Origin of the sequence: Pedobacter sp., assembly GCF_045627485.1 — a bacterium.
Taxonomy (GTDB): domain Bacteria; phylum Bacteroidota; class Bacteroidia; order Sphingobacteriales; family Sphingobacteriaceae; genus Pedobacter.
This window is the reverse complement of the sequence record NZ_JAZQNU010000132.1, coordinates 1-22,178: the sequence shown is the minus strand read 5'-3', so window position 1 is coordinate 22,178 and position 22,178 is coordinate 1. Positions and strand designations below refer to the sequence as shown.

General features: G+C 40.9%; 16 protein-coding genes. 6 read left to right on the top strand and 10 right to left on the bottom strand.

The window, feature by feature from the left end; translation table 11 throughout:
* Positions 1–1,837: bifunctional alpha,alpha-trehalose-phosphate synthase (UDP-forming)/trehalose-phosphatase (locus ACR2F3_RS09985; protein ID WP_432709833.1), on the top strand; the 1,837-nt coding region annotated here is incomplete at its 5' end.
* Positions 1,838–1,911: 74 nt separating this feature from the next.
* On the opposite strand, the gene ACR2F3_RS09980 is transcribed toward ACR2F3_RS09985, so the two are convergent.
* Positions 1,912–3,693 carry a glycoside hydrolase family 15 protein gene (locus ACR2F3_RS09980; RefSeq protein WP_432709832.1) on the bottom strand — a complete coding sequence of 594 codons (1,782 nt, stop codon included), beginning with the start codon at positions 3,691–3,693 and terminating at the stop codon, positions 1,912–1,914.
* A gap of 138 nt (positions 3,694–3,831) precedes the next feature.
* Here ACR2F3_RS09980 and ACR2F3_RS09975 point away from each other — a divergent pair, with 138 nt between their 5' ends.
* The 4 genes from ACR2F3_RS09975 to ACR2F3_RS09960 all read left to right on the top strand — a co-directional run bounded on the left by ACR2F3_RS09975 (position 3,832) and on the right by ACR2F3_RS09960 (position 8,474).
* Positions 3,832–4,050, top strand: coding sequence for a hypothetical protein (locus tag ACR2F3_RS09975; RefSeq protein ID WP_432709831.1), 219 nt, complete (start codon positions 3,832–3,834; stop codon positions 4,048–4,050).
* Positions 4,051–4,099: 49 nt separating this feature from the next.
* On the top strand, positions 4,100–5,407 hold the full coding sequence (locus ACR2F3_RS09970) for a DEAD/DEAH box helicase (protein WP_432709830.1): 1,308 nt from the start codon (positions 4,100–4,102) through the stop codon (positions 5,405–5,407).
* A gap of 3 nt (positions 5,408–5,410) precedes the next feature.
* The gene (locus tag ACR2F3_RS09965) at positions 5,411–5,680 is read left to right on the top strand and encodes a DUF1456 family protein (protein WP_432709829.1); all 270 of its coding nucleotides are present in this window, start codon (positions 5,411–5,413) and stop codon (positions 5,678–5,680) included.
* 151 nt (positions 5,681–5,831) lie between these two features.
* Entirely contained in the window at positions 5,832–8,474 is a 2,643-nt protein-coding gene (locus ACR2F3_RS09960; protein WP_432709828.1) for an outer membrane beta-barrel protein, read from the top strand.
* 12 nt (positions 8,475–8,486) lie between these two features.
* Here ACR2F3_RS09960 and ettA read toward each other — a convergent pair whose 3' ends face one another.
* A complete protein-coding gene (gene ettA / locus ACR2F3_RS09955; RefSeq protein ID WP_432709827.1) occupies positions 8,487–10,166 on the bottom strand; it encodes an energy-dependent translational throttle protein EttA in 1,680 nt (559 codons plus the stop codon).
* 182 nt (positions 10,167–10,348) lie between these two features.
* Here ettA and ACR2F3_RS09950 point away from each other — a divergent pair, with 182 nt between their 5' ends.
* Positions 10,349–12,886, top strand: a complete 2,538-nt coding sequence (locus ACR2F3_RS09950) for an ATP-dependent Clp protease ATP-binding subunit (protein ID WP_432709826.1) — start codon at positions 10,349–10,351, stop codon at positions 12,884–12,886.
* Positions 12,887–12,955: 69 nt separating this feature from the next.
* Here the strand turns inward: ACR2F3_RS09950 and ACR2F3_RS09945 are convergent, their stop codons facing one another.
* From ACR2F3_RS09945 to ACR2F3_RS09910, 8 genes are all read right to left on the bottom strand, one after another.
* Positions 12,956–14,029, bottom strand: a complete 1,074-nt coding sequence (locus ACR2F3_RS09945; RefSeq protein WP_432709825.1) for a PA0069 family radical SAM protein — start codon at positions 14,027–14,029, stop codon at positions 12,956–12,958.
* A 39-nt stretch (positions 14,030–14,068) separates the two neighbouring features.
* Positions 14,069–15,298 carry a carboxypeptidase-like regulatory domain-containing protein gene (locus tag ACR2F3_RS09940; RefSeq protein WP_432709824.1) on the bottom strand — a complete coding sequence of 410 codons (1,230 nt, stop codon included), beginning with the start codon at positions 15,296–15,298 and terminating at the stop codon, positions 14,069–14,071.
* 5 nt (positions 15,299–15,303) lie between these two features.
* The gene (gene recN, locus ACR2F3_RS09935) at positions 15,304–16,971 is read right to left on the bottom strand and encodes a DNA repair protein RecN (RefSeq protein ID WP_432709823.1); all 1,668 of its coding nucleotides are present in this window, start codon (positions 16,969–16,971) and stop codon (positions 15,304–15,306) included.
* A gap of 69 nt (positions 16,972–17,040) precedes the next feature.
* Positions 17,041–18,699, bottom strand: a complete 1,659-nt coding sequence (locus ACR2F3_RS09930) for a M56 family metallopeptidase (protein ID WP_432709822.1) — start codon at positions 18,697–18,699, stop codon at positions 17,041–17,043.
* A 1-nt stretch (position 18,700) separates the two neighbouring features.
* Positions 18,701–19,084, bottom strand: a complete 384-nt coding sequence (locus ACR2F3_RS09925) for a BlaI/MecI/CopY family transcriptional regulator (protein WP_432709821.1) — start codon at positions 19,082–19,084, stop codon at positions 18,701–18,703.
* A gap of 119 nt (positions 19,085–19,203) precedes the next feature.
* Positions 19,204–20,400: a bifunctional phosphopantothenoylcysteine decarboxylase/phosphopantothenate--cysteine ligase CoaBC gene (gene coaBC, locus ACR2F3_RS09920; RefSeq protein ID WP_432709820.1), complete on the bottom strand. Its 1,197-nt coding sequence runs from the start codon at positions 20,398–20,400 to the stop codon at positions 19,204–19,206.
* 44 nt (positions 20,401–20,444) lie between these two features.
* The gene (locus ACR2F3_RS09915; protein WP_196860008.1) at positions 20,445–20,771 is read right to left on the bottom strand and encodes a DNA-directed RNA polymerase subunit omega; all 327 of its coding nucleotides are present in this window, start codon (positions 20,769–20,771) and stop codon (positions 20,445–20,447) included.
* The gene (locus ACR2F3_RS09910) at positions 20,771–21,700 is read right to left on the bottom strand and encodes an outer membrane protein assembly factor BamD (RefSeq protein WP_432709819.1); all 930 of its coding nucleotides are present in this window, start codon (positions 21,698–21,700) and stop codon (positions 20,771–20,773) included. The genes ACR2F3_RS09915 and ACR2F3_RS09910 overlap by 1 nt, the downstream gene beginning before the upstream one ends.
* Between the last annotated feature and the right edge of the window lie 478 nt (positions 21,701–22,178).

Genomic DNA, 22,178 nt, shown 5'->3' with positions numbered 1-22,178 from the left:
TAAAAGTGTAAATGAAAAGTTCCGCTCTGTTGTAGCCACAAAGCTGCAGGAAGGTGATACTGTGTGGGTACACGATTATCAGCTATTACTGTTGCCTGGAATGATCAGGGCTGTGGAGCCTCATGTTACGATTGGTTTTTTCCAGCACATTCCTTTCCCATCTTATGAGATATTCAGGTTAATTCCCTGGCGAGAGGAGCTTCTGAATGGATTATTAGGCGCCGACTTAATCGGTTTCCACACCTTTGATGATGTAAGGCACTTCCTGAGTACCACAACCAGGCTTACCTCGGCCAAATCGGCAAATAACGTCATCACCTGTAAAGAGCGGCAGATTGTAGTCGAATCATTCCCAATGGGTATAGACGACGAGAAGTTTGAAAATCTAAGTAACCGAACGCTGGTTAAAGCGCATGTAGAATCATTTAAAGAACACCGTGAGAATGAAAAAATTATACTTTCAATAGATCGTTTAGATTATAGTAAAGGAATTATCCAGCGTTTACAGGCTTACGAGTTGTTATTGCAAACCATGCCTAAATATATCGGCAGGCTTTCCTTGTGTATGGTAGTTGTTCCATCGAGGGATACCGTGCCTCAGTACAAGGAACTACGTGACCGTATTGATCAAATGGTGGGTAACATTAACGCGCATTACCGAACGATGGACTGGTTGCCTATTCATTATTTCTACCGGTCATTTTCTGTTGATTTCCTTTCGGCGCTTTACTCAGCAGCTGATGTTTGTTTAGTAAACCCGATGCGTGATGGGATGAACCTGGTGAGTAAAGAATATGTAGCGTCGAGAACATCGAATACCGGCGTGTTAATATTAAGTGAGATGGCCGGTGCTTCGAAAGAATTAAATGACGCCATTTTGGTTAATCCTAATAACATAGGCGACGTGATGCGTGCGATTGTAACGGCCCTGGAAATGCCTATTGAGGAACAAACAGCTCGCATGACCAGTATGCGCGCAGTAGTTAAAAAATATAACATTCACCTATGGGTGAAAAATTTTATATCAAAATTGAAAGAAGTAAAAGAAATGCAGCAGTCGCTGTTAACAAAATACCTGTCTCCACAAATTATGGAACAGGTTAATTTAGCCTACAACCAGGCTGAACACAGGTATATTTTTCTAGACTACGACGGTACACTGGTTGGCTTTAATAGTGTGATTGATAAAGCTTCCCCGGATGAAGAACTATATAAGCTGCTTAACCAGTTGATTGCTGATCCAAAGAACAAAGTGGTGCTTATTAGCGGGCGTAAATACGAAACGCTAGACCAATGGTTTGGCCATTTAAACGTAGGCATGATTGCGGAACATGGCGCGTGGCAGAAAAATTCTGGAGAGGAATGGAAAAGTTTACCGTTGCTTACCGACCAGTGGAAACAAGAAGTGAGAGAGGTGCTGGATCGATATACCGACAGAACTCCTGGTTCATTCATCGAAGATAAAAGTTATTCCATGGTATGGCATTACCGCAGGGTAGAAGCTGGTTTAGGCGAATTGCGGGTAAATGAAATAATTAATCACCTGCGTTTAATTGTAGTTGACAAAGGTTTGCAGATTATGCCAGGTAATAAGGTGATTGAAATTAAAAATATAGAAGTTAATAAAGGCAAGGCAGCACAAAACTGGCTTCATGGTCAGAAAGTAGATTTCATTCTGGGCATGGGCGATGACCATACGGACGAAGATATTTTTAAGGCTTTACCAGATTCGGCATATACCATAAAAGTTGGCAGCAATATTTCGGCGGCTAAATATTACCTTAGAAATCCTGAGGAAGTACGCATAATGTTAGGAGAATTGGGTGCTGGCGTGTAAAATAAAATAATGTAAATTGGAAAAGGCCTCATCACGATATTTCGGATGAGGCCTTTTCAATTGTAAAACTTAATTTATAGAAATATAGGTTTGTCTAATTTAATAGCTATGCGATGTGCGGCATTCATCAAACCAACATGGCTATAGGCTTGGGGGAAATTGCCCCATTGGCTGCCGTCTTTTTCATCCACATCCTCACTGAACAATTGTAAGTGGTTACCATATTTAATGAGCGACTTGAATTCACGAATGGCGTCGTCTAACCTGCCCACACAAGCCAGGGCTTCTACATACCAAAAGGCACAGATGAGGAACGTAGTTTTAGGCTTTCCGAAGTCATCGCTATGTTTATAGCGATAAAACAGTCCATTCTCTGCTTTTAGTTCATTTTCTAAAGCAATCAAATGATCTTTCGCGCGCTGGGAGTTAGGATCAAGGTAATTCATTAAAATGAGTTGCAGGGTACTTGCATCTAAATGTTCGGAACCTATAGCGTGGTTATAAACTTTTCTTTCCGGATCGTAACAAGCTTCGATATGCGCCGCGGCTTTATCGATCAGCAGCTGTGCGCGATCTTCATACTCTTTATTGCCAATGGTTTTTGCCATTTTCAGGGCCGCTTGTGCACCTGCCCACTGAAAGAGGTTGGTGTAACAGTGCATGTTTGCAATGTTGCGGAATTCCCAGATACCGGCATCAAATTCATCGATGGTATTCTCTATTTTCTTTAACAGGTAGTCAAGCCATTGTGAAGAATCCTGGCGTTCATTGTTGATAAACCTCCTGTCGTTATATAAAGGCAACATGGAGATGAGCACCTGTCCGTAAATATCGTTTTGAATATGTTCATAAGCCTGGTTTCCTACCCTTACAGGCTTTTCGCCTAAATAGCCATGGAGGTTATGCAGAATCCGTTCGGTAAGCACACGTTCACCTGCAATACCAAATAAGGGCTGGTAACGTGTGTCATTGCGGAAGGAGATATCGGTAATATAATTAAAGTATTTCTCCATTTCTTCGAAATGGCCTATATGGTTCAGCGCGGTGATCACATAGTAGGTATCACGCATCCAGCAAAAGCGGTAATCCCAGTTACGGGTACTGCCGGGTGATTCAGGTAAGCTTGTGGTGCTGGCGGCAATGATGGCGCCAGTATCCTCATACTGGTGGATTTTAAGCACCAGTGAAGAGCGGATAACCAGTGTTTGGTAGAATCCGGCGATGGTAGAGTGTTTGATCCAGGTTCTCCAGTATTTAATGGTATTTTCAAGAAATTTCTCTGCTGTACTTTCAATCGGTGCTTCCAGGCGGTAGCCAAAGGTAGTAATCAGGTATTTTGTTTCATTAAGTGCGAAGTAGCGCTCATCTTCCAGGTAACTAAGTGAAATGTTAGTGCTTAGCTGCATATTTTCGCCGCCGCCTTCAAAAAAGATATGGTTGCTGCCACGGTTTCCCACAAATTGTGTATCCCCGTAATGATAGACCGGTCTGCATTTAACCTTAATACGAGGGTTACCGCTAATAACTTCCACTTTACGAATAAACATGAGCGGCTTATAGTAACGTTCGTACTGCATGAAGCGTGGCGCAAAATCGGTAATGCGGTAACTTCCCTCCGGATTGGTTACTTCTGTGCATAATACATTCGTATTTTCGAGGTAATATTGTTTTGTGCTGTACTCCCCATGTGGACGGATAGAAAATTCGCCCCCTTTTTCACTGTCTAGTAAACCTCCGAATACAAAAGAGCTGTCGAATCTGGGCCAGCAAAGCCAATCTACATTTGTGTTTTTATTAATATGTGCCAGAAAAGCACAGTTTCCTATGATACCTGTTTGATAAGTGTGTCTCTCCATCTAGTGTTTTAAATCTATTTAATAAGAACAATCTAATTATCATTTTGTTGTATCATAACGTGTTTATACCGGTTTTTTGCGGGTGTTTATAACATAAACTTGCGAAAAACGTTAATTTATTTATCAAATCTTATGCCCATGAAGACAGAACTAATCAATGAATTTTACCTGATGCAGCAGAGCAGGTCAAATGCTAAATATTTAGAAGTATTAGATGAGCGGGTATATGAACCTGTTAAAAAGGTTAATAAGCATGTTTCTACCTGGATGGAGGGTAGGGGTACGATGCTCATGAATCTGGAATATACGTTGAACCGGTCGTTTAGACGATTAAGGAAAAAGTACTTCAGATTTTAATACCCTTAATTCCCGAATTTAAATAGCTGAATAACCTTATCTTTGCGCCATGACGGTAGAAAAGATATTGGATAATCTAAAGATAGCTTCCTTAAACGATATGCAGGTAGCTGCAATAGCTGCAGCTAAAAAAGGAAACGATGTGTTGTTGCTTGCACCAACCGGTTCAGGTAAAACACTAGCCTTTTTATTACCGATCTTTCAACAAATGGATGCTAAAGTTAAGGGTGTTCAGGCTTTAGTTATTGTGCCTTCTCGTGAGCTGGCTTTACAGATTGAACAGGTGTTTAAAATGATGGGCACTGGTTTTAAAGTCAACTGCTGCTACGGCGGTCATGCCGTAAAAACAGAACGCAATAATTTAGAGGAACCCCCTGCGTTATTAATTGGTACCCCCGGTCGTATCGCTTACCATTTAAGGCACGAAAACTTTGATGAATCTACCATCACCACTTTAGTGCTTGATGAATTCGATAAAGCGCTGGAGTTTGGTTTCCAGGAAGATATGGAATACATTATCCGTAAGCTTCTTTCCCTTAAGCAACGCTTTCTTACTTCTGCGACGGCCATGGAATCGATCCCTGCATTTACAGGTGTTAAAAATGCTGTGGAGATTAACTTTTTGAAAGATATTAAATCGTCTCCTGATTTAAAACTGAAGGTAGTTAAAGCGCAGGCAGAAGATAAACTTTCTACCTTATTTGACCTTATCTGTAAGATTGGCGATAAAACCACTTTGATATTCTGTAACCACAGGGAAACCGTTGACCGTATTAGCGACTTACTTATTGATAAGGACCTTGCACATGATATTTTTCATGGTGGTATGGAACAGGATGAGCGTGAACGCGCTTTATTGAAATTCAGGAACGGCAGTATTAAAATATTAATTACGACAGATCTTGCTTCACGTGGATTGGATATCCCTGAGATTGAATGCATCATTCACTATCAACTTCCTTACACCGCCGATGCATTTGTGCACCGTAACGGCAGAACAGCGCGTATGAATGCTAAAGGAACGGCTTATCTGATGCTTACCGATGAAGAGAAATATCCTTTTTTAAGTGATGATATGGAAGTTGAGCAGCTAAAAGGGAAATATAATTTACCAAAAGATAGCCAGTGGCAAACCCTCTACATTGCAGCGGGTAAAAAAGATAAAGTGAACAAAATTGATGTAGTTGGCTTACTGCTGAAAAAAGGCGGATTACAAAAAGAAGATGTTGGCCTGATTGAAGTGAAAGACCAGAGTTCTTACGTTGCCGTAAAACGTAAAATGGTAGGAAAGGTACTTTCGGCCTTGTCTAATGAAAAGATAAAAAATAAAAAAGTAAAGATAGAAGTAGCACTGTAAATTATGAGCAATAACGATATTTTTAAGAAATTGCGCGTAGCGCTGCAGTTAACCAATGATGATATTATTAATATCATGGGACTGGTTAATTTTAAAATTACCAAAAGCGAACTGGGTTCTTTTTTTCGTGCCGATGACCATCCTAACTTCAAACCTTGTGGTGATCAGATTCTTCGTAATTTTTTAAATGGCCTTGTCATCTATAAAAGAGGACCTAAACCTGAGCAGCCAAAAGAGGCTAAATCGAAGTCATCATCTGATCAACCCCTATAAAGGCCCTGTTTTTGTGGAAGTCCAACTTATCAGGTTTAAAGATAGTCATATACAGAGATTTTTTATTATGTTCGCATAAGGACATCATACGTTAGAAATCATCGGGATTAAAAACTATTGTACCTTTATATTCACAAATTGTGGGCTGCCGATGAATAGGATTTTTCTGTTTCTTTTTACAGTGGTCAACCTGCTGACGGTTGTTTCTGTTTCCGGGCAAATCAACAATAGATTGAATGGTACCGTAAGGGATTCATTAAATCGTCCGGTTCCTGAAGCCAACGTCGAAATAGTATCTGGCCAGGATACCTTGTTTGGCAACACCGACTATCGGGGTAAGTTTAGCATTAGTGGCATTAGAACCGCAGAAATTGTGGTGCGCATTGCAGCCATGGGTTTTATGGCATACCAACGCAATTATAAGTTCAGTCCTGCGCAACGCAGCATCAATATCCAGGCCTTCCTTGATCCAGACGCCAATACCTTGAAAGAGGTAGTTATCAAAGCCAATGTCAATCCAATCAGGATTGCTTTCGATACTGTCGAATATAACGCAGCTGCATTCCTGGTGACCGAAACAGACCGGGTAGAAGACTTGCTGAAGCAGCTTCCGGGGGTCACGATAGACAAAGACGGTAAAGTACTCGCTATGGGTAAACCCATGACTAAACTTCGTATAAATGGTGAGGATTTCTTCACCAATAATGTTAAAGATTTTATATCACAATTGCCGGCTGATATGGTTGCCAAAGTTCAGGTAATTAATGATTATGGCGATGAAGCCAATTTTACAGGGGTTAAAACAGGGAATTCGGAGAAAATGCTAAACCTGGTAACTAAACCTGGCCGGAGCAAAGGGAACTTTGGTAACAGCTCCGTCAATGGTGGTACCAATGAGCGCTACGGCTTACAGACCAATGCAAACCTCTGGCGCGAAAAAAAGCAAGTTGGAATAAAAGGTAATGTGGTTAGTACGAATAATGCTGCTGGTGTGACCAGGAATATTAATACGGGGTTTAATTACAGGGACAAGCTGAGTAAAATGGTAACGGGTACATTTGCCTATTCTTTCGATAATGTGGATAATGACATTAACCAGCTCGACCAGATTGAAACCATTAATTACCTCGGGACAATTCGCACCACAGACAGCAGTGAACGCACGGCAAACAGCAATAGACACAACCTCAACTGGGGGTTACAGTCCATAGGTGACCGAAGTTATTTTCAGGCGGGTGCAGTTGGAACTTTTTTGAATAACGACAACTATTTTAAGGGTAATTCTACCCAGCGGGGGATCATTTGGCAAGACCAGCGTAATGTTAATGCTTCTTCTCAATATGCGCCTGAGTTTAATTTGAATTTAGCCTGGGCTTACCGGTTAAAGAAACCTGGTCGCAACTTTTCCGTTGGTGTTTCTGCAAAAAACGGTATTAGTGATGTCGATGAGGCCTTAAGCAGTAGTATAGGTTACTATGATCTTCGCTTTATTAAGATCCCTAAAGATTCTTTATTAAACCGGACAGTAGATACGCGTAATAGATCTAGAAACCTGAATGGTAGTTTTCGCTTTAGCGAACCTGTTGGCAACAATCCGGATTCGTCTGTAAGTAGGAATATGGATATCTATTACAATTTTCAATTGGAGGAGAATGACAACAAGTTAATCACAAGGGTAAACAATAATCTTTTTAACAGTCGCGTTGTGGATTCACTGAGTACCGATTATACTTCACGGTTTCTATCGCATCTTATAGGGCTCAGCTATCGCTATGGTGCAGAAAATATTAGTTACAGCCTGGGTATTACAGCCCAGCCCAACCTGTTGGTTGTAGAAAATGAATCTCCGCAAAGCCGCATTCATCATGCCGGATTTAACGTAGCGCCTGTGGCCAGTTTAAACATGTTGCTTTCTGCAACCAGCAGCATAAGTTTCAATTACAACGGTAACAGTACTGCTCCAAACTTAGCGCAGTTGCAACCTGTTCCAAACACGCGAAACCTGCAGAATGTTGTTATTGGTAATCCTAATTTGAAATCTACCTTTACCCATGCTGCAAACTTATCTTACCAGGACAATAAACCTGATAACGGCCGTGCGCTCTTGCTTGGTCTGAATTCTAGTTACATTCAGGACCAGGTGGTAAGTAATATTGTATTGATACGTGATACCCTGAACAGCTTAAAGCAGGAAACAAGGTTTGAAAACGCTAATGGAAGTTATGGCATTGATGCCTTATATTCCTGGTCGAGGCCTTATATGCAAAACCAGCTTAACCTGGAATTTAGAGGAAGTGTAGGTTTTGCAAACAATGTTTCCTACGCGGATAATATCCTCAATAATAACAAAGGCTTTAACTTTTCACAGTCCATTATGCTGCGGTATAACCGGAAAGGATTTACCATCAGTTCCGATGTGAATTATACGTATAATAGTAACCGCTATACACTGGCCATGACGAACCTGAAAAATATACAGGTCTTCGAATTCAACATGAATGCCAGAGCTTATATTAATCCGACGCTGGCCATCACACTTGATGCGTCAAAAAGAATAAACGAAGGATATTCTCTATATGCCAATAACCCGTTTTTAATGAACATAAGCTTTCAGAAGACTTTTTTACGGAAGGAACAGGCGATGTTTAAGCTACAGGCTTATGATCTGTTTAACGAAGGGAATAGCTTGATCAGGAGCCTTTCAAATAACTCCATTATAGATAGTAAGAATAACCAGGCAACGCATTTCTTACAACTAAGTTTAATCATTAACCTCCAGCAATTTGGAGGTTAATGATTAAGCAGCTTATGCTAATTTTTTATATTTAATACGATGCGGTGTTACATCACCTAATCTTTTCTTGCGGTTTTCTTCGTAGTCGCTATAGTTCCCTTCAAAGAAATATACTTGAGAATCACCTTCAAAGGCTAGGATATGGGTACATATTCTATCAAGGAACCACCTGTCGTGACTAATGACAACGGCACAACCTCCAAAGTTCTCCAATGCTTCTTCCAATGCCCTTAAGGTATTAACGTCGATATCATTGGTCGGCTCATCGAGTAAAAGCACATTAGCACCTTTTTTAAGCGTAATGGCTAAATGCACACGGTTACGTTCTCCACCTGATAGGATGCCAACTTTCTTTTGCTGGTCACCGCCGTTAAAGTTAAACTTTGATACATAAGCACGGCCACTCACTGCCTTATTGCCCAACTGAATGTTATCCAGGCCGTCGGTGATGTTTTCATAAACCGTTTTGTCGGGATCAAGGTCATTATGCATCTGATCTACATAGCCCAGTTCTACGGTTTCCCCCACACGGAAGTCGCCAGAGTCTGGAGTTTCCTGCTGCGTAATTAACCTGAATAAGGTAGTTTTACCAGCACCGTTGGGTCCAATAATACCTACTATACCTGCCGGTGGCAAAGAGAAGCTTAGGTTTTCAAATAAAATTTTATCACCATAAGCTTTAGTTACATTGTTGGCTTCAATAACCACGTTACCCAATCTTGGTCCCGCTGGTATAAAGAGCTCCAGTTTATCTTCTCGTTCTCTGGAATCCTCAGATGCCAGTTTATCATAATTAGACAAACGCGCTTTAGATTTGGCATGTCGGGCTTTTGGAGCCATGCGTACCCATTCCAACTCTCTTTCAAGTGTTTTCTGGCGTTTGCTTTCTGTTTTCTCTTCCTGTGCTAAACGTTTCGCTTTTTGCTCCAGCCATGACGAATAATTACCTTTCCATGGAATACCTTCGCCTCTGTCTAATTCAAGAATCCAACCTGCAACATTGTCAAGGAAATACCTATCGTGGGTAACAGCGATTACAGTTCCTTTGTAGTTCTTCAGAAACTGCTCCAGCCAGTCGATGCTTTCTGCATCAAGGTGGTTGGTTGGCTCATCGAGCAACAACACATCAGGTTCCTGCAACAACAGGCGGCACATGGCCACCCTGCGACGTTCACCTCCGGAGAGTACAGCTATCTTTGTATCCGGATCCGGGCAGCGTAAAGCATCCATGGCACGCTCCAGTTTGTTATCAAGTTCCCAGGCGTTTACTGCATCAATTTTGTCTTGCAGTTCGCCTTGTTTTGTCATGAGTTTATCCATCTCATCAGGGTTTTCATAAACCTCTGGTAAACCGAACTTTTCATTGATTTCTTCGTATTCTTTCAGGATGGCAGTAATCTCTGCAACACCTTCTTCTACAACCTCTCTAACCGTCTTGTTCTCATCAAGTTCTGGTTCCTGAGCAAGGTAGCCAACCGAGTATCCCGGAGAGAAAACAACCTCTCCCTGGAACGATTTGTCAATGCCAGCAATTATCTTTAAAAGTGACGATTTTCCTGATCCATTTAGACCAATAACTCCTATCTTTGCTCCATAGAAAAAAGAAAGGTATATGTTTTTTAGCACTTGCTTTTGAGGGGGGTAAATCTTATTCACTCCCGCCATTGAGAATATTATCTTTTCGTCTGACATAATTACTTATTAAAACTCCAAATATCGCCAATATAGTCAGAACTCAGTAAGTTTTATGAAATATCGGCAGTAGTAACAAAAATTTTGATCTAATGGCGTAATTGTTGATAAAAATTTATATCCAGCGCGTCTTTTTCAAAACAATTTAATAGTTTAGGACAAACTGGTTAAGAAAGGTATATATGGAAGCTAAATTTTCACCACAAGTAAAAGACGTGATTTCGTTTAGCAGGGAAGAAGCCCTGAGATTAGGACACGACTACATAGGCGCAGAGCATCTTTTATTAGGCCTGATTCGCGAAGGCGATGGAATGGCAATTAAGATATTAAAATCTTTAGGTGTAGACACGACCAAGTTGCGCCGTTCGATTGAGGACGCTGTAAGAGGCACGTCAAGCGTTACAGTTAACCTGGGAAATATCCCGTTAACTAAACAGGCAGAGAAAGTATTAAAAATCACCTATCTGGAAGCTAAAATCTTTAAAAGCGACCTGATTGGAACAGAACACTTGTTGTTGTCTATCCTACGTGATGATGATAATATCGCCTCCCAGATTTTATTGCAGTACAGTATTAATTATGAAATTTTTAAACAGGAAGTTGAAGTAAATAAAAACGGATACAGAGATGATCCGCAAGGAAGTGCTTCTACTGGTGACGATGATTACCGTGAAGAGGAAAGCTTTAGCAGCCCTAAGAAAGTTTCAGACATTAAGTCTAAAACCCCTGTGCTCGATAACTTTGGTAGAGATTTAACCAAAGCTGCAGAAGAAGGTCGCTTAGATCCTATTGTAGGCCGTGAAAAAGAAATAGAGCGTGTATCGCAAATACTTTCACGTCGCAAGAAAAACAATCCAATTCTAATCGGTGAACCAGGTGTTGGTAAGTCAGCCATCGCCGAAGGTCTTGCCTTAAGAATTGTACAACGCAAAGTATCCCGTGTGTTGTTTAACAAACGTGTGGTTACTTTAGACCTGGCCTCTTTGGTGGCTGGTACAAAGTATCGCGGACAGTTTGAAGAACGCATGAAAGCGGTGATGAATGAGTTGGAAAAATCTACTGATGTAATCCTGTTCATTGATGAGATCCACACCATTGTAGGTGCTGGTGGTGCATCAGGTTCTTTGGATGCATCGAACATGTTCAAACCTGCATTAGCAAGGGGAGAAATTCAATGTATTGGTGCCACTACGTTAGATGAGTACCGCCAGTACATCGAGAAGGATGGTGCTTTGGACCGTCGTTTCCAAAAGGTAATGATTGAGCCGGCTACACCAGATGAGACCATTGAAATTCTGAACAGAATTAAAGAGAAATATGAGGATCACCATGGTGTAACCTACACAGACGAAGCAATTAATGCCTGTGTGGCCTTAACTTCTCGTTATATCACGGACCGCTTTTTACCTGATAAAGCTATCGATGCTTTGGATGAAGCGGGTTCACGCGTGCATTTAACAAATATTCATGTTCCTGATAACATCATTGATATCGAAGCCCGTATTGAAGACATTAAGGTGGAGAAAAATAAGGTGGTTAAAAGTCAGAAATATGAAGAAGCCGCAAAACTGAGAGATACTGAAAAGAATCTTTTAGAGGAGTTGGAACGTGCTAAAGCAAGTTGGGAAGCAGAAACCAAAACAAAACGTTATACTGTTACAGAAGACAATGTAGCGGAAGTAGTTTCTATGATGACTGGTATTCCATTGCAAAGGGTAGGACAAACTGATAGTCAAAAACTATTGAACATGTACGACACCGTAGCAACGAAAATTATCGGTCAGGATGATGCTATAAAAAAGCTTACTAAAGCCATCCAACGTACAAGGGCAGGACTGAAAGATCCTAAAAAACCAATTGGTTCCTTTATTTTCTTAGGCCCGACTGGTGTAGATAAAACAGAGCTTGCGAAAGAACTTGCAAGGTTTATGTTCGACAGTGATGATGCACTGATTCAAATTGACATGAGTGAATACATGGAGAAATTTGCCGTTTCCCGTTTAGTGGGTGCGCCTCCAGGATATGTTGGTTATGAAGAAGGTGGTCAGCTTACGGAAAAAGTTCGTCGCAAACCTTATGCAGTGATCTTACTGGATGAGATTGAAAAAGCTCACCCTGATGTTTTCAACATCTTGTTACAAGTGTTAGATGAAGGTCAGTTAACCGACAGCTTAGGCCGTAAGGTAGATTTCAGAAACACGATCATCATCATGACTTCTAACATTGGTGCACGCCAGTTGAAAGATTTCGGCCAAGGTGTAGGTTTCTCTACCATGGCTAAAACAAACCAGGTTGATGCACACTCTAGAGGCGTGATTGAAAATGCCTTGAAACGTGCGTTCGCGCCAGAGTTTTTAAACAGGGTAGATGATGTTGTTGTGTTCAATACCTTAGGTAAACAAGAGATCTTCAAAATCATTGACATTGAGTTGAAATCACTGTTTGACAGGGTTCAGAAATTAGGTTATGAAATCAAACTAACAGACGGTGCTAAAGATTTTATTGCCGATAAAGGTTTCGATATTAATTTCGGTGCCCGACCTTTGAAACGTGCTATTCAAAAGTATCTGGAAGATCCGATTGCAGAAGAAATCCTTAAAGGAGAAATGCAGGAAGGTGATATCCTTGAAATAGATTACGACAAAGAGAGCGATAAAATAACCGTGATTAACAAAAACCCGATTAAAACCATAAAAGAGGGTGACGAAAACCCTGAATAAGTTTTATTGATGTTAATTATTTATAAAGCGCCTGCTGTATCATTACAGCAGGCGCTTTTTTTGTTATCACTAGAATAATCCTAGCTGCGAACCAGGAATACGAAACAGATGGGATGTTAGGGTTGCGTCGTAGATGTTTAGCTTATTGATTCGACAATGTAATTTAAAAGTGTCCCTGATCATCTGGGCAATGTTTCCATCACCTCGCATCCTGTCGCCAAAACGGCTATCATTTACGTTGCCACCATGGCATGATTGTATCATGTGCCATACCTTATCCGCGCGGTCAGGATAGTTTTTCTTTAACCAGTCTTCGAAGATCGGGCCGATGGCCCCGTTGAGTCTTACAATTGTATAGCCCGCCCATTGTGCGCCGTTTTCGGCAATGGCCTTTAATATTTTAGGAACTTCATGGTCGCTTAAACCCGGCACCAGAGGCGCTACCATCACGCCCATAGGTATACCTGCTTTACTTAACTCCTCCACAATTTTTAGACGTTGTTTAGCTGTTGTCGTCCGGGGTTCCATTTTCATACGTAATTCTTCATTGAGGCTGTTAATGGAAACAAATACTTTGCACAGGTTTAGTTTCGCCATCTCCTGGAGGATGTCTTTATCACGCAATACCAATGCATTTTTGGTAATGATGCCAATAGGCTGTTTATATGCCAGTGCAATTTCAAGTAACTGCCGGGTAAGCCTGAATTTTCTTTCTGCGGGCTGATAACAATCTGTATTCCCTGAAAGGGAGATCACACTGGCATCCCAGCCCTTCTTCTCGAGGAACTTTTTAAAAAGGGCAGGGGCATCCTGTTTTACGATAATTTTACGTTCAAAATCCAAACCGGCACTGTATCCCCAATACTCATGTGCATTACGTGCATAACAATAGGTACAGCCATGTTCGCAACCCTGGTAAGGATTGAGGGAATAGGCCATGCCTACATCCGGACTATCCACTTTATTAACAATTGTTTTGGCTGCACCCATAATAAAGGAAGTTTTGCGTTGCTCAACTTCCCAGTCGTCAATGCCTTCCACATGTTCCTGCACATAGTCATTCTTTTGAAAATGATTATGTGGGTTTAATTGCGCGCCACGGCCCTTAACATAGATATTTGGGTTTTCTTCTTCACCAGCCATACTGCTAAATTACTAAATATCTTAGTAAGACAAGAAAAATTAATTTCTTGCTAAAGGCACATAATCCATAGGCACCATGTCGGCTATTTTCTCAAAAGCCCAGAATCCTTCGTATAAAAAGGCCTTAGGCTGGAAGATGCCACCCGATGCGTAAAAATGAACGGGCCCTTCTAATAAATGCACAATAGAAATCTGGTAATTTGGGATATCCAGCGGGCGAGTAATCGAATGTCCGGAGGTATTGGTATAGGCAGTTGATTCCCGTTCTTTGGTATAGATCAGGTAGAGGTCGTCTTTAAAGTTCAAAGTCTTTAAATCCCTGTATTCCTGTTTAACCAGGGTATCCGTTAAAACCTCATCCCGGTGCAGGGTACTAATCTGCTTTGGCATTTGTTTAACCTTAAGCCAATGATTTAAAGAATCACTTTCTGCGGAACCTAAGCGCATTGTACGCTGTAATCGCTTTTTTAATTTACTGATCTCGGCCTCAATAACGTGGTCTGGTGGTCTGCTGCTGTTATCAAGTTTTACCAATTTATTGATTACAAATCCTTCTTCCCTGGATTTGCCTTGGTAAAGTGACTTAAAGAAATGTTGCGGAGAACCATAATAGGCAATTTCCCTGTTTTTTACCCATTGTTTTTTCCTTGAATTAGCGCCTTTCAACTCTTCGAAATTTGGCAAACCCGAATAATAAACAATACGTGTTTCGTAATTATACTCGAAAAACTGCAGCATATATTTCAGGCGATAGCCAAGCGCCTTATTCTCGATTACCAGGAACTCATTTGATTTTACAATAAGCGTTTTGGCCTTGCTGTCATAATCCACTCGTAATGCATGAGGGTTCAGGAGCTTGCATTGTTTGGCATTTGGCGATTTACCGATAAAAAACTCCTTAAATAATGCTATATATCGCTCCCGGTTGGGATCTACTTTTATTACCACTTCCTGCAATTGGATGGTGTTTTCACTGAGCACAATATCCATGCTCACAGCTTTATCTGCTATGATTACATTTTTGGTGTAAGGCAGAAAGCCCATCATTTCTACCAGTACATTGTAGTTTCCTGGTTTAAGATTGCCCAAAACAAACTTACCGTCGTTATTAGTAACCGTAGCTGTTTTGTAACCACTTAAATAAATGCCTGCACCGGGAAGTGTTTCTCCCTTTTTATCTTTAACAGTACCTGATATTGATAGACTTTGCGCACATACATTAGCAGAGACGAGCATCAAGAAAAAAATGCCTAACAGGTGTGTTTTCATTTTAATCAGGATAACTGTCCTTTATCAAGTAAATCCCTTGCATTGGCCATGGCCGACTTACCAGGAGGCTTTCCACTTAACATCTCGGCTATCACATAAACACGCCCTTCACGGTCCAGTCTTTTTATCCCGGTAGTGCTTCGTGCGGCATCTTCATTTTTGTAAACAAAGAAGTGTGCATTCCCTTTAGCGGCAATTTGTGGAAGGTGCGTAATGCAAACCACCTGCATATTTTGCTCCAGCTGGCCAATAACCTGGCCAACACGAAGTGCAATTTCTCCAGAAATACCTGTATCAATTTCATCAAAAATTAAGGTAGGCAGGTCGCTATGTTTAGCCAAGATAGATTTAATGGCCAGCATAATTCTGGAAAGCTCACCACCTGAAGCCACTTTGGCAACTGGTGCTGGTGGCTGACCGCTATTGGCCGAAAACAATAAGGCAATGTTATCCTTGCCATCCTTGTTCAGTTCTGTAACTACCGTTTGTTTGATTTTTATCTTCGCATTCGGCATACCTGCCTGGGTAAGGATTTCTGCTACCTGAGATTCAGTTGCTTTGATCGACTTGCTGCGGTTGGCAGACAGCTTTTCAGCCATCTTTTCAAGCGCTACTTTCAGCTGCTCCGTTTCTTTTTGCAGGCGTTCAATTTCTTCTTCGCCACTTAAAATTAAGCTGAGGTTATTGGACAGTTCTTCCTGGATAGCCAAAAGCTCTGGAACAGAATTTACCCGGTGTTTTTGTTGTAAAGTGTACAACAAATCTAAACGATGACTAATCTCTTCAATTCTTGCCGGGTTAAATACCACATGCTCTTCCAACGTGGCCAGTTCACCGCTAATGTCTTTCAACTCAATCAATGTAGAGCGTAGCCTTTCCGTAAGCTCGGCATATGCAGGGTTAAACTTGTCTACAGCATGCAACTGGCTCACCGCTTCCTTAAGCATGGGTAAAGCCGAAAGCTCGTCGTCACTTAACAACTGGTAGCTGGTTACTAAACTCCTTTTAATAGACTCTGCATTGTTTAACGTCTGCAGCTCTGCTTCCAGGATTTCCTGTTCTTCTGCCTGCAGATTGGCCTGCTCCAGCTCGTTAAAAAGGAACTGTTCGTAATCCTGCTTATTACGTGCCTCATCGGCTATTTTCTGCAAATCACTTAACCTTAGCTGGTTTCTTTTGAAAAGTTTAAAGCCCTCACGGTAGTCGTTAAGCAGCGATTCATGATTAGCCAGTCCATCTACCACTGCAAGCTGAAAACCAGGGTCGTTTAACTCCAGGGTGGCATGTTGGGAGTGGATGTCAATAAACCTTTCCCCAAGGTGTTTCATCACCGAAAGGGTTACAGGCGTATCATTAATAAAGGCGCGGGATTTTCCATCGATGGAAATCTCGCGCCTCAGTATACTTTCTTCCTGAAAGTCTAAATCATGTTCTTCAAATAAAGGTTTCAAACGATCACCTTTAAGTTTGAATATACCTTCAATTATGCATTTTTTCTCCTGGTTAAAGAAAAACTTGGTCTCTGCCCTGTGTCCTAAAATGAGAGAAAGAGCGCCTAACATAATTGATTTACCTGCCCCTGTTTCACCAGTAATAATGTTAAGGCCCTTATCAAGTTCCATTTCAACATTATCAATCAAAGCGTAGTTTCGTATCGAAAGTTTTTGTAGCATATCCTTTGCTAAATTATAAAAACTTAGTCAATGGATGTTCATCCTTTACGAATAAAATGATTCAAAAAATTAGTACTGTTTTGTCTTTGTATGTTCCTCATGGTTGTGGCTGTTAGCGTGTGCACCTTCTTCCACGCATTCTTGCATTTCCTTTGCCGCTGCAACTGCTTCCTGTATTTGTTGCTTAAACGCTGCAGAGTTAAAATGTTCTGCAAGCTTTTTGCTTTCCATAGAAAGTTGTCTGCTTTGCAAGGTCATCTTTTCTATTTCTTTTCTAAACTCGGGAGTATTAACAATTTTAGCCATGGCCATTCCTTCTTTTCGGGCTTTTTCAACCTGCTGTTTCCAGGCCTCGCTTTTTACATGATTTTGAACGTCAACTGCCATGCGTTTAAGCGATGCTTCCTGTTTTTTCCAGGCAGGGGACTGGTAATAAAGTCTGATTTCTTCTGCTTGTTTTCTCACTTTTTCTTTCATAGCCCGATCATCTTCTGCTGGTGGGTTTGGCGGTACAGGTAAGTTGACTGGCTCCTTTGGTGCAGGAGCGGGTGGAGCAGGCATTTCCATTCCAGTAGCTGGTGGTGGGGGTGGTGGTACCGGCTTAGCTTTCTTTTTTACGGTTGTGCTCTTTTTTGCGGCAACACTTTTTTTCTTTTTCAAGGTGTCTTGCAGGGGCGCCCAGTCTGTTGAAGTGGCTGTCTCCATAGTGGCCTTGATATCAACTATTCGCTTTTTAACCGTAGTTTTAGAGTTTACAGGGTTAATCCAGGCCAATGATACAAGGGTAAGCACGGTTACGGTAATGGCTAAAATTTGTTGTTTGGCGGTATTGTAGGTCGTCTTCATGTCTGTGATTCGTTTAATGCGTTGATAGAGGTTATGGTTGTTTCCACTGGCGGCCATGGTAAATACCGGTGTTTGTTTTTCGTTGATTAATTCAATTTGTAACAGGGCATGTGCATAAGTAAGGGGTGTATGTGTTCTTTGTACTACGATGTCGTCGCAGGCATGTTCTCTTTCCCGCTCAATCATGCTGCTGCAAAGCCAGGTAAAAGGATTAAAGAACAAGATGGTCTCCATAGCTGTTTTCAGGCTGTTAAGCAAGAAATCATTCCTGCGTATATGTGCCATTTCATGGATTAGTATGGCCTCTACGTGCATCATTTCCAACTGACTGGCAAATGAGATGGGGAATAATATGATAGGTTTTAAATAACCCAGCACCAGTGGTACACTCACCTGATCTGATAAATAAAACTTCACATTTCTGCTGATCTCTAGTTCTCTGGTGATACGCTGAAAAAGCACCTGCCACTCTTTTGGTACCGACACTTTTGGCGCCACTTTTAACTTCCACAGTTTATAATAACCACCAGTCAGAATAACTGCCTGCATGAGCAAACCAATTCCATAAATACTTACCAGAATAGGAAAGTAATATTCAGCTTGTTTACCCAGAGAAACTGGGATCACCTTGGTAAACGCCAGCGAGTTAGAAACCGAACTTAATGGTGGCCAGGTAAATACCGAAAAGAATGTTAACCAAAAACAGAAGAATATCATACTCATGGTGATAAAAGCCAAGTTATGTTTCATTCTTGCGCTAGGTTTTGGTAGCAGGAGCAGGGTGAGAAGCAGGAGGCCATATAATAAGGTGCCTTGCCATAAGGAATGGAAGATACTCCAACCCGTCGCTTTGATGATGTTATTTACTAGTGCTTCCATCATTTTACTTTTTACTAATTTCCTCTAAATAGGCTCTTATAGAATTGATCTCCTCCTTACTGGCTTTATGATTGCCCAGGGCCTGCATAACCAGGCGGGTGGCAGATCCGTTAAACACATTGTTGATCATTTTAGTGACCAAATGTTGCTGGGTTTTCTGCTGATTAACCAGCGCGCGGTAAATATGGGTACGCGACGAGGTATCCCGGGCAACCAAACCTTTTTCATGCATAATCTGCATGAGTTTTAGCGTGGTGGTATAACCAGCATCTTTATTCTGCTCTAAAATTTCATGTACATCCCTCACTGTACAATCGCCTTTGTCCCATAGGATCTGTAAAATCTCTAATTCGCTTTCGGTTGGTTTAAATAAAGTATCTGCTTTCATCTGTTAATACGAATTGTTTCGTAATACTAATCTACGAATATATTCGTATTAAAAAAGAAATTTTTAAAATAATTTTTTGTAGATGTTAAGTCGTTTATGGGGAGGGAGATAAGGGGTGGTTAACCCATCATAGCAATGATGGCATCGCTGATGTCTTTTGCTACTTCTGTTTTAGATTTAACGTCAAAAACAGTCTTTTCAAAAGCCTTATTAAAGAGGGTAATTTTGTTGGTATTGGTTTTAAAACCTGCACCGGGATCATTCAGAGAATTTAATACAATCAGATCCAGATTTTTCTTCTGCAGTTTGGCTTTGGCATGTTCTTCTTCGTTTTCCGTTTCCAGGGCGAAGCCAATTAACAGCTGTCCTTCTTTCTTCTGCTTACCCAGACTGGCCAGAATATCTGTGGTTTTCACCAGGCTAATGGTGAAGTCGCTTTCATGTTTTTTTATTTTTTGACTAGCAACCTTCTGCGGGGTATAATCGGCCACTGCGGCGCTCATAATGGTCACCTGGCTATCGCCAAAGTGTTCCTCACAGGCTTTCAGCATGTCGGCTGCGCTTACTACGTCAATACGATTAACTTTGAACTGGCTTTTCTCAGCGGTAGGGCCGGTAATAAGCGTTACCTCGGCACCTAGTGCTGCAAAGCGATCTGCTATGGCGAAACCCATTTTGCCAGAAGAGTGGTTACCAATAAACCTTACCGGGTCTATAGCCTCGTAAGTTGGTCCGGCGGTAACCAAAACTTTTTGACCAGTGAGGGGTAGGTCTTTTTTGATATAGTCAACCAGAAAAGCAACAATCTCTTCAGGTTCGGCCATACGACCTTCGCCAAACAAACCACTGGCCAGCTCACCTTTGTTGGGGGCTATAATGGTATTACCGAAAGCCTTAAGTTGTTCAATATTTTGCTGAGTACTTTGGTGTTTCCACATGTCCAGGTCCATGGCCGGAGCCAGTAATACGGGGCATTTTGCAGAAAGGTAGACGGCAGAAAGCAGGTTATCGCAAAGGCCATTGGCCATTTTGGAAATGGTGTTTGCACTTGCCGGAGCAATGATCAGGTAATCGGCCCAAAGGCCCAGCTCTACGTGGTTGCTCCATACACCAGTTTCTTCTTCAAAATACTGTGTATAAACCGGATGTTTAGAAAGGGTGGCAAGTGTAAGGGGGGTAATGAAATTGGCCGCATCAGCGGTTAGAATAACCTTGACGTTTGCGCCAGCTTTAACAAGTAACCTTACTAAAACTGCGGCTTTATAAGCGGCAATACTACCACAAACGCCAAGGATAATGTTTTTTTGATTAAGCATAGAGATTAATGCAAGTCGATGTGCAAGTTAGCCTATGCATTGATCTATTCTTGATCTTTAACAGGGTTTCTGTAGTAGATTTTATCGTTTAAAAATTCATCAATAGCAATTAACGTTGGTTTTGGTAAACGCTCGTAGTGCTTGCTGATTTCAATCTGTTCTCTGTTTTCAAAAATCTCTTCCAAATTATCATTTGCAGAAGCGAACTCAGCTAATTTGCCGTGTAGTTCTTCCTTCATGTTGTTTGAAATTTGGTTAGCCCTTCTTGAAATAATGACTAAAGACTCATATAAGTTATGAGTTTTCTGATCTAAATCGTTGATGTTTCTCGTTACCGTGGTATTTGGTACAGCAGGTTTATTAGTATTCATTATTTTATTGGGGTTTTAATCAAGTTATTGGAACTGTCTTTTTTCGCTTCTTTTTCAAGCGTCTCTTTGTATTTCGCCATTTGATCTGCTTGTGTAGCTAAAATATTCTTAGCTCTCTCAATACCAGCCTGGCTGTCACTTTTTAATTTTTCAACTTCTTTTACCAGTTTACTTTCCGGATATGCTTCCAGAAACTCATCAGCATAAGTAATGGCTTCTGAGAATCTTTCTTCCTGACGGAATTCATAACTGGCATTGGCATACATGTATTGCGATTTTACAATCAGCATATTCATTTCTTCTGCATACTTAATATCAGGGAAATCGATCTGTGCATTTCTTAAAGCAATTACTGCCGATTTATAGTTACTGATGTCGTATCCACCAAGATCATAATACATTTTGGCATTTTCGTAAGCTTTATCTTCTAATTTTCCCCTTAAGTTAGCGATTAATTTACTGGCTTCTTCTGCACGTTCACTTTTTGGGTATAAATTGATGAATAATTGCATGGCATCAATGGCTTTATACGTATTGGTTTGATCCAGTGTATATTCTGGCGAATCCATGTAATAGCAATATGCGCTTAAATAACGGCATTCTTCTGCGTATTTACTGGTAGGGTAGGTATCAGCAAAGTATTTGAATTGAAATCTCGCTGTTGTATAATCTTTTAAATGATAATAGGTAAGTGCATAATGGTAATTCAACTCTTCAGCTTCAGCCCTTCCTCTGTATTTCTGAGAAAGATCTTCGAAAAGAATTAAAGCTTTCGAATAGTTTTTATTGTTATAAAGTCTCATGGCCTCCTGATACTTCTTAGCCACATCATTGCTTAGCCTGATTTTCTCAAACTGGCTTTTACAACCCGCTATGCTTAGTGCAATAACAGTGAAACTTAATATAAATACGTGTTTAATTTTAAACATTCTGCAAAGATAAGTAATATTACGATAACGTCAATTAAAAATAATCAGGCGCTAATCTATATAAAGGCATTGATCCTTTCAAGTCCTTAACATAATTTAACACATCATCTTGCTTTATGCTGATGGCTTGTAGGGTTGCCAGTATTTTTTGGCCTCTGCGAGATCATTTGCCGCATGATTAGCCGATATTATCCGTAAGCTGGTTTCAGGTTCCTGCTCACTCCTGACAGTTTCTGAGTGCAGATGAATCCGTAACTTGAAGAGGATTGTAATGATGGGGAAAACGACATGACCTGTACCGGAGGATTTTACTAAATAAACCTATCGAATCTGCCAAAGATTATTATTGAGGTATAGGTGTGCCTAGCTATAGTAGTATATATAGTATTATATATAGGGATGATACCTGTTGTTGCATCATTAATGCGGCAGTGCAAGTAATCATTGAGCCAACAAACATTTTTGACTGTGGTAGTAT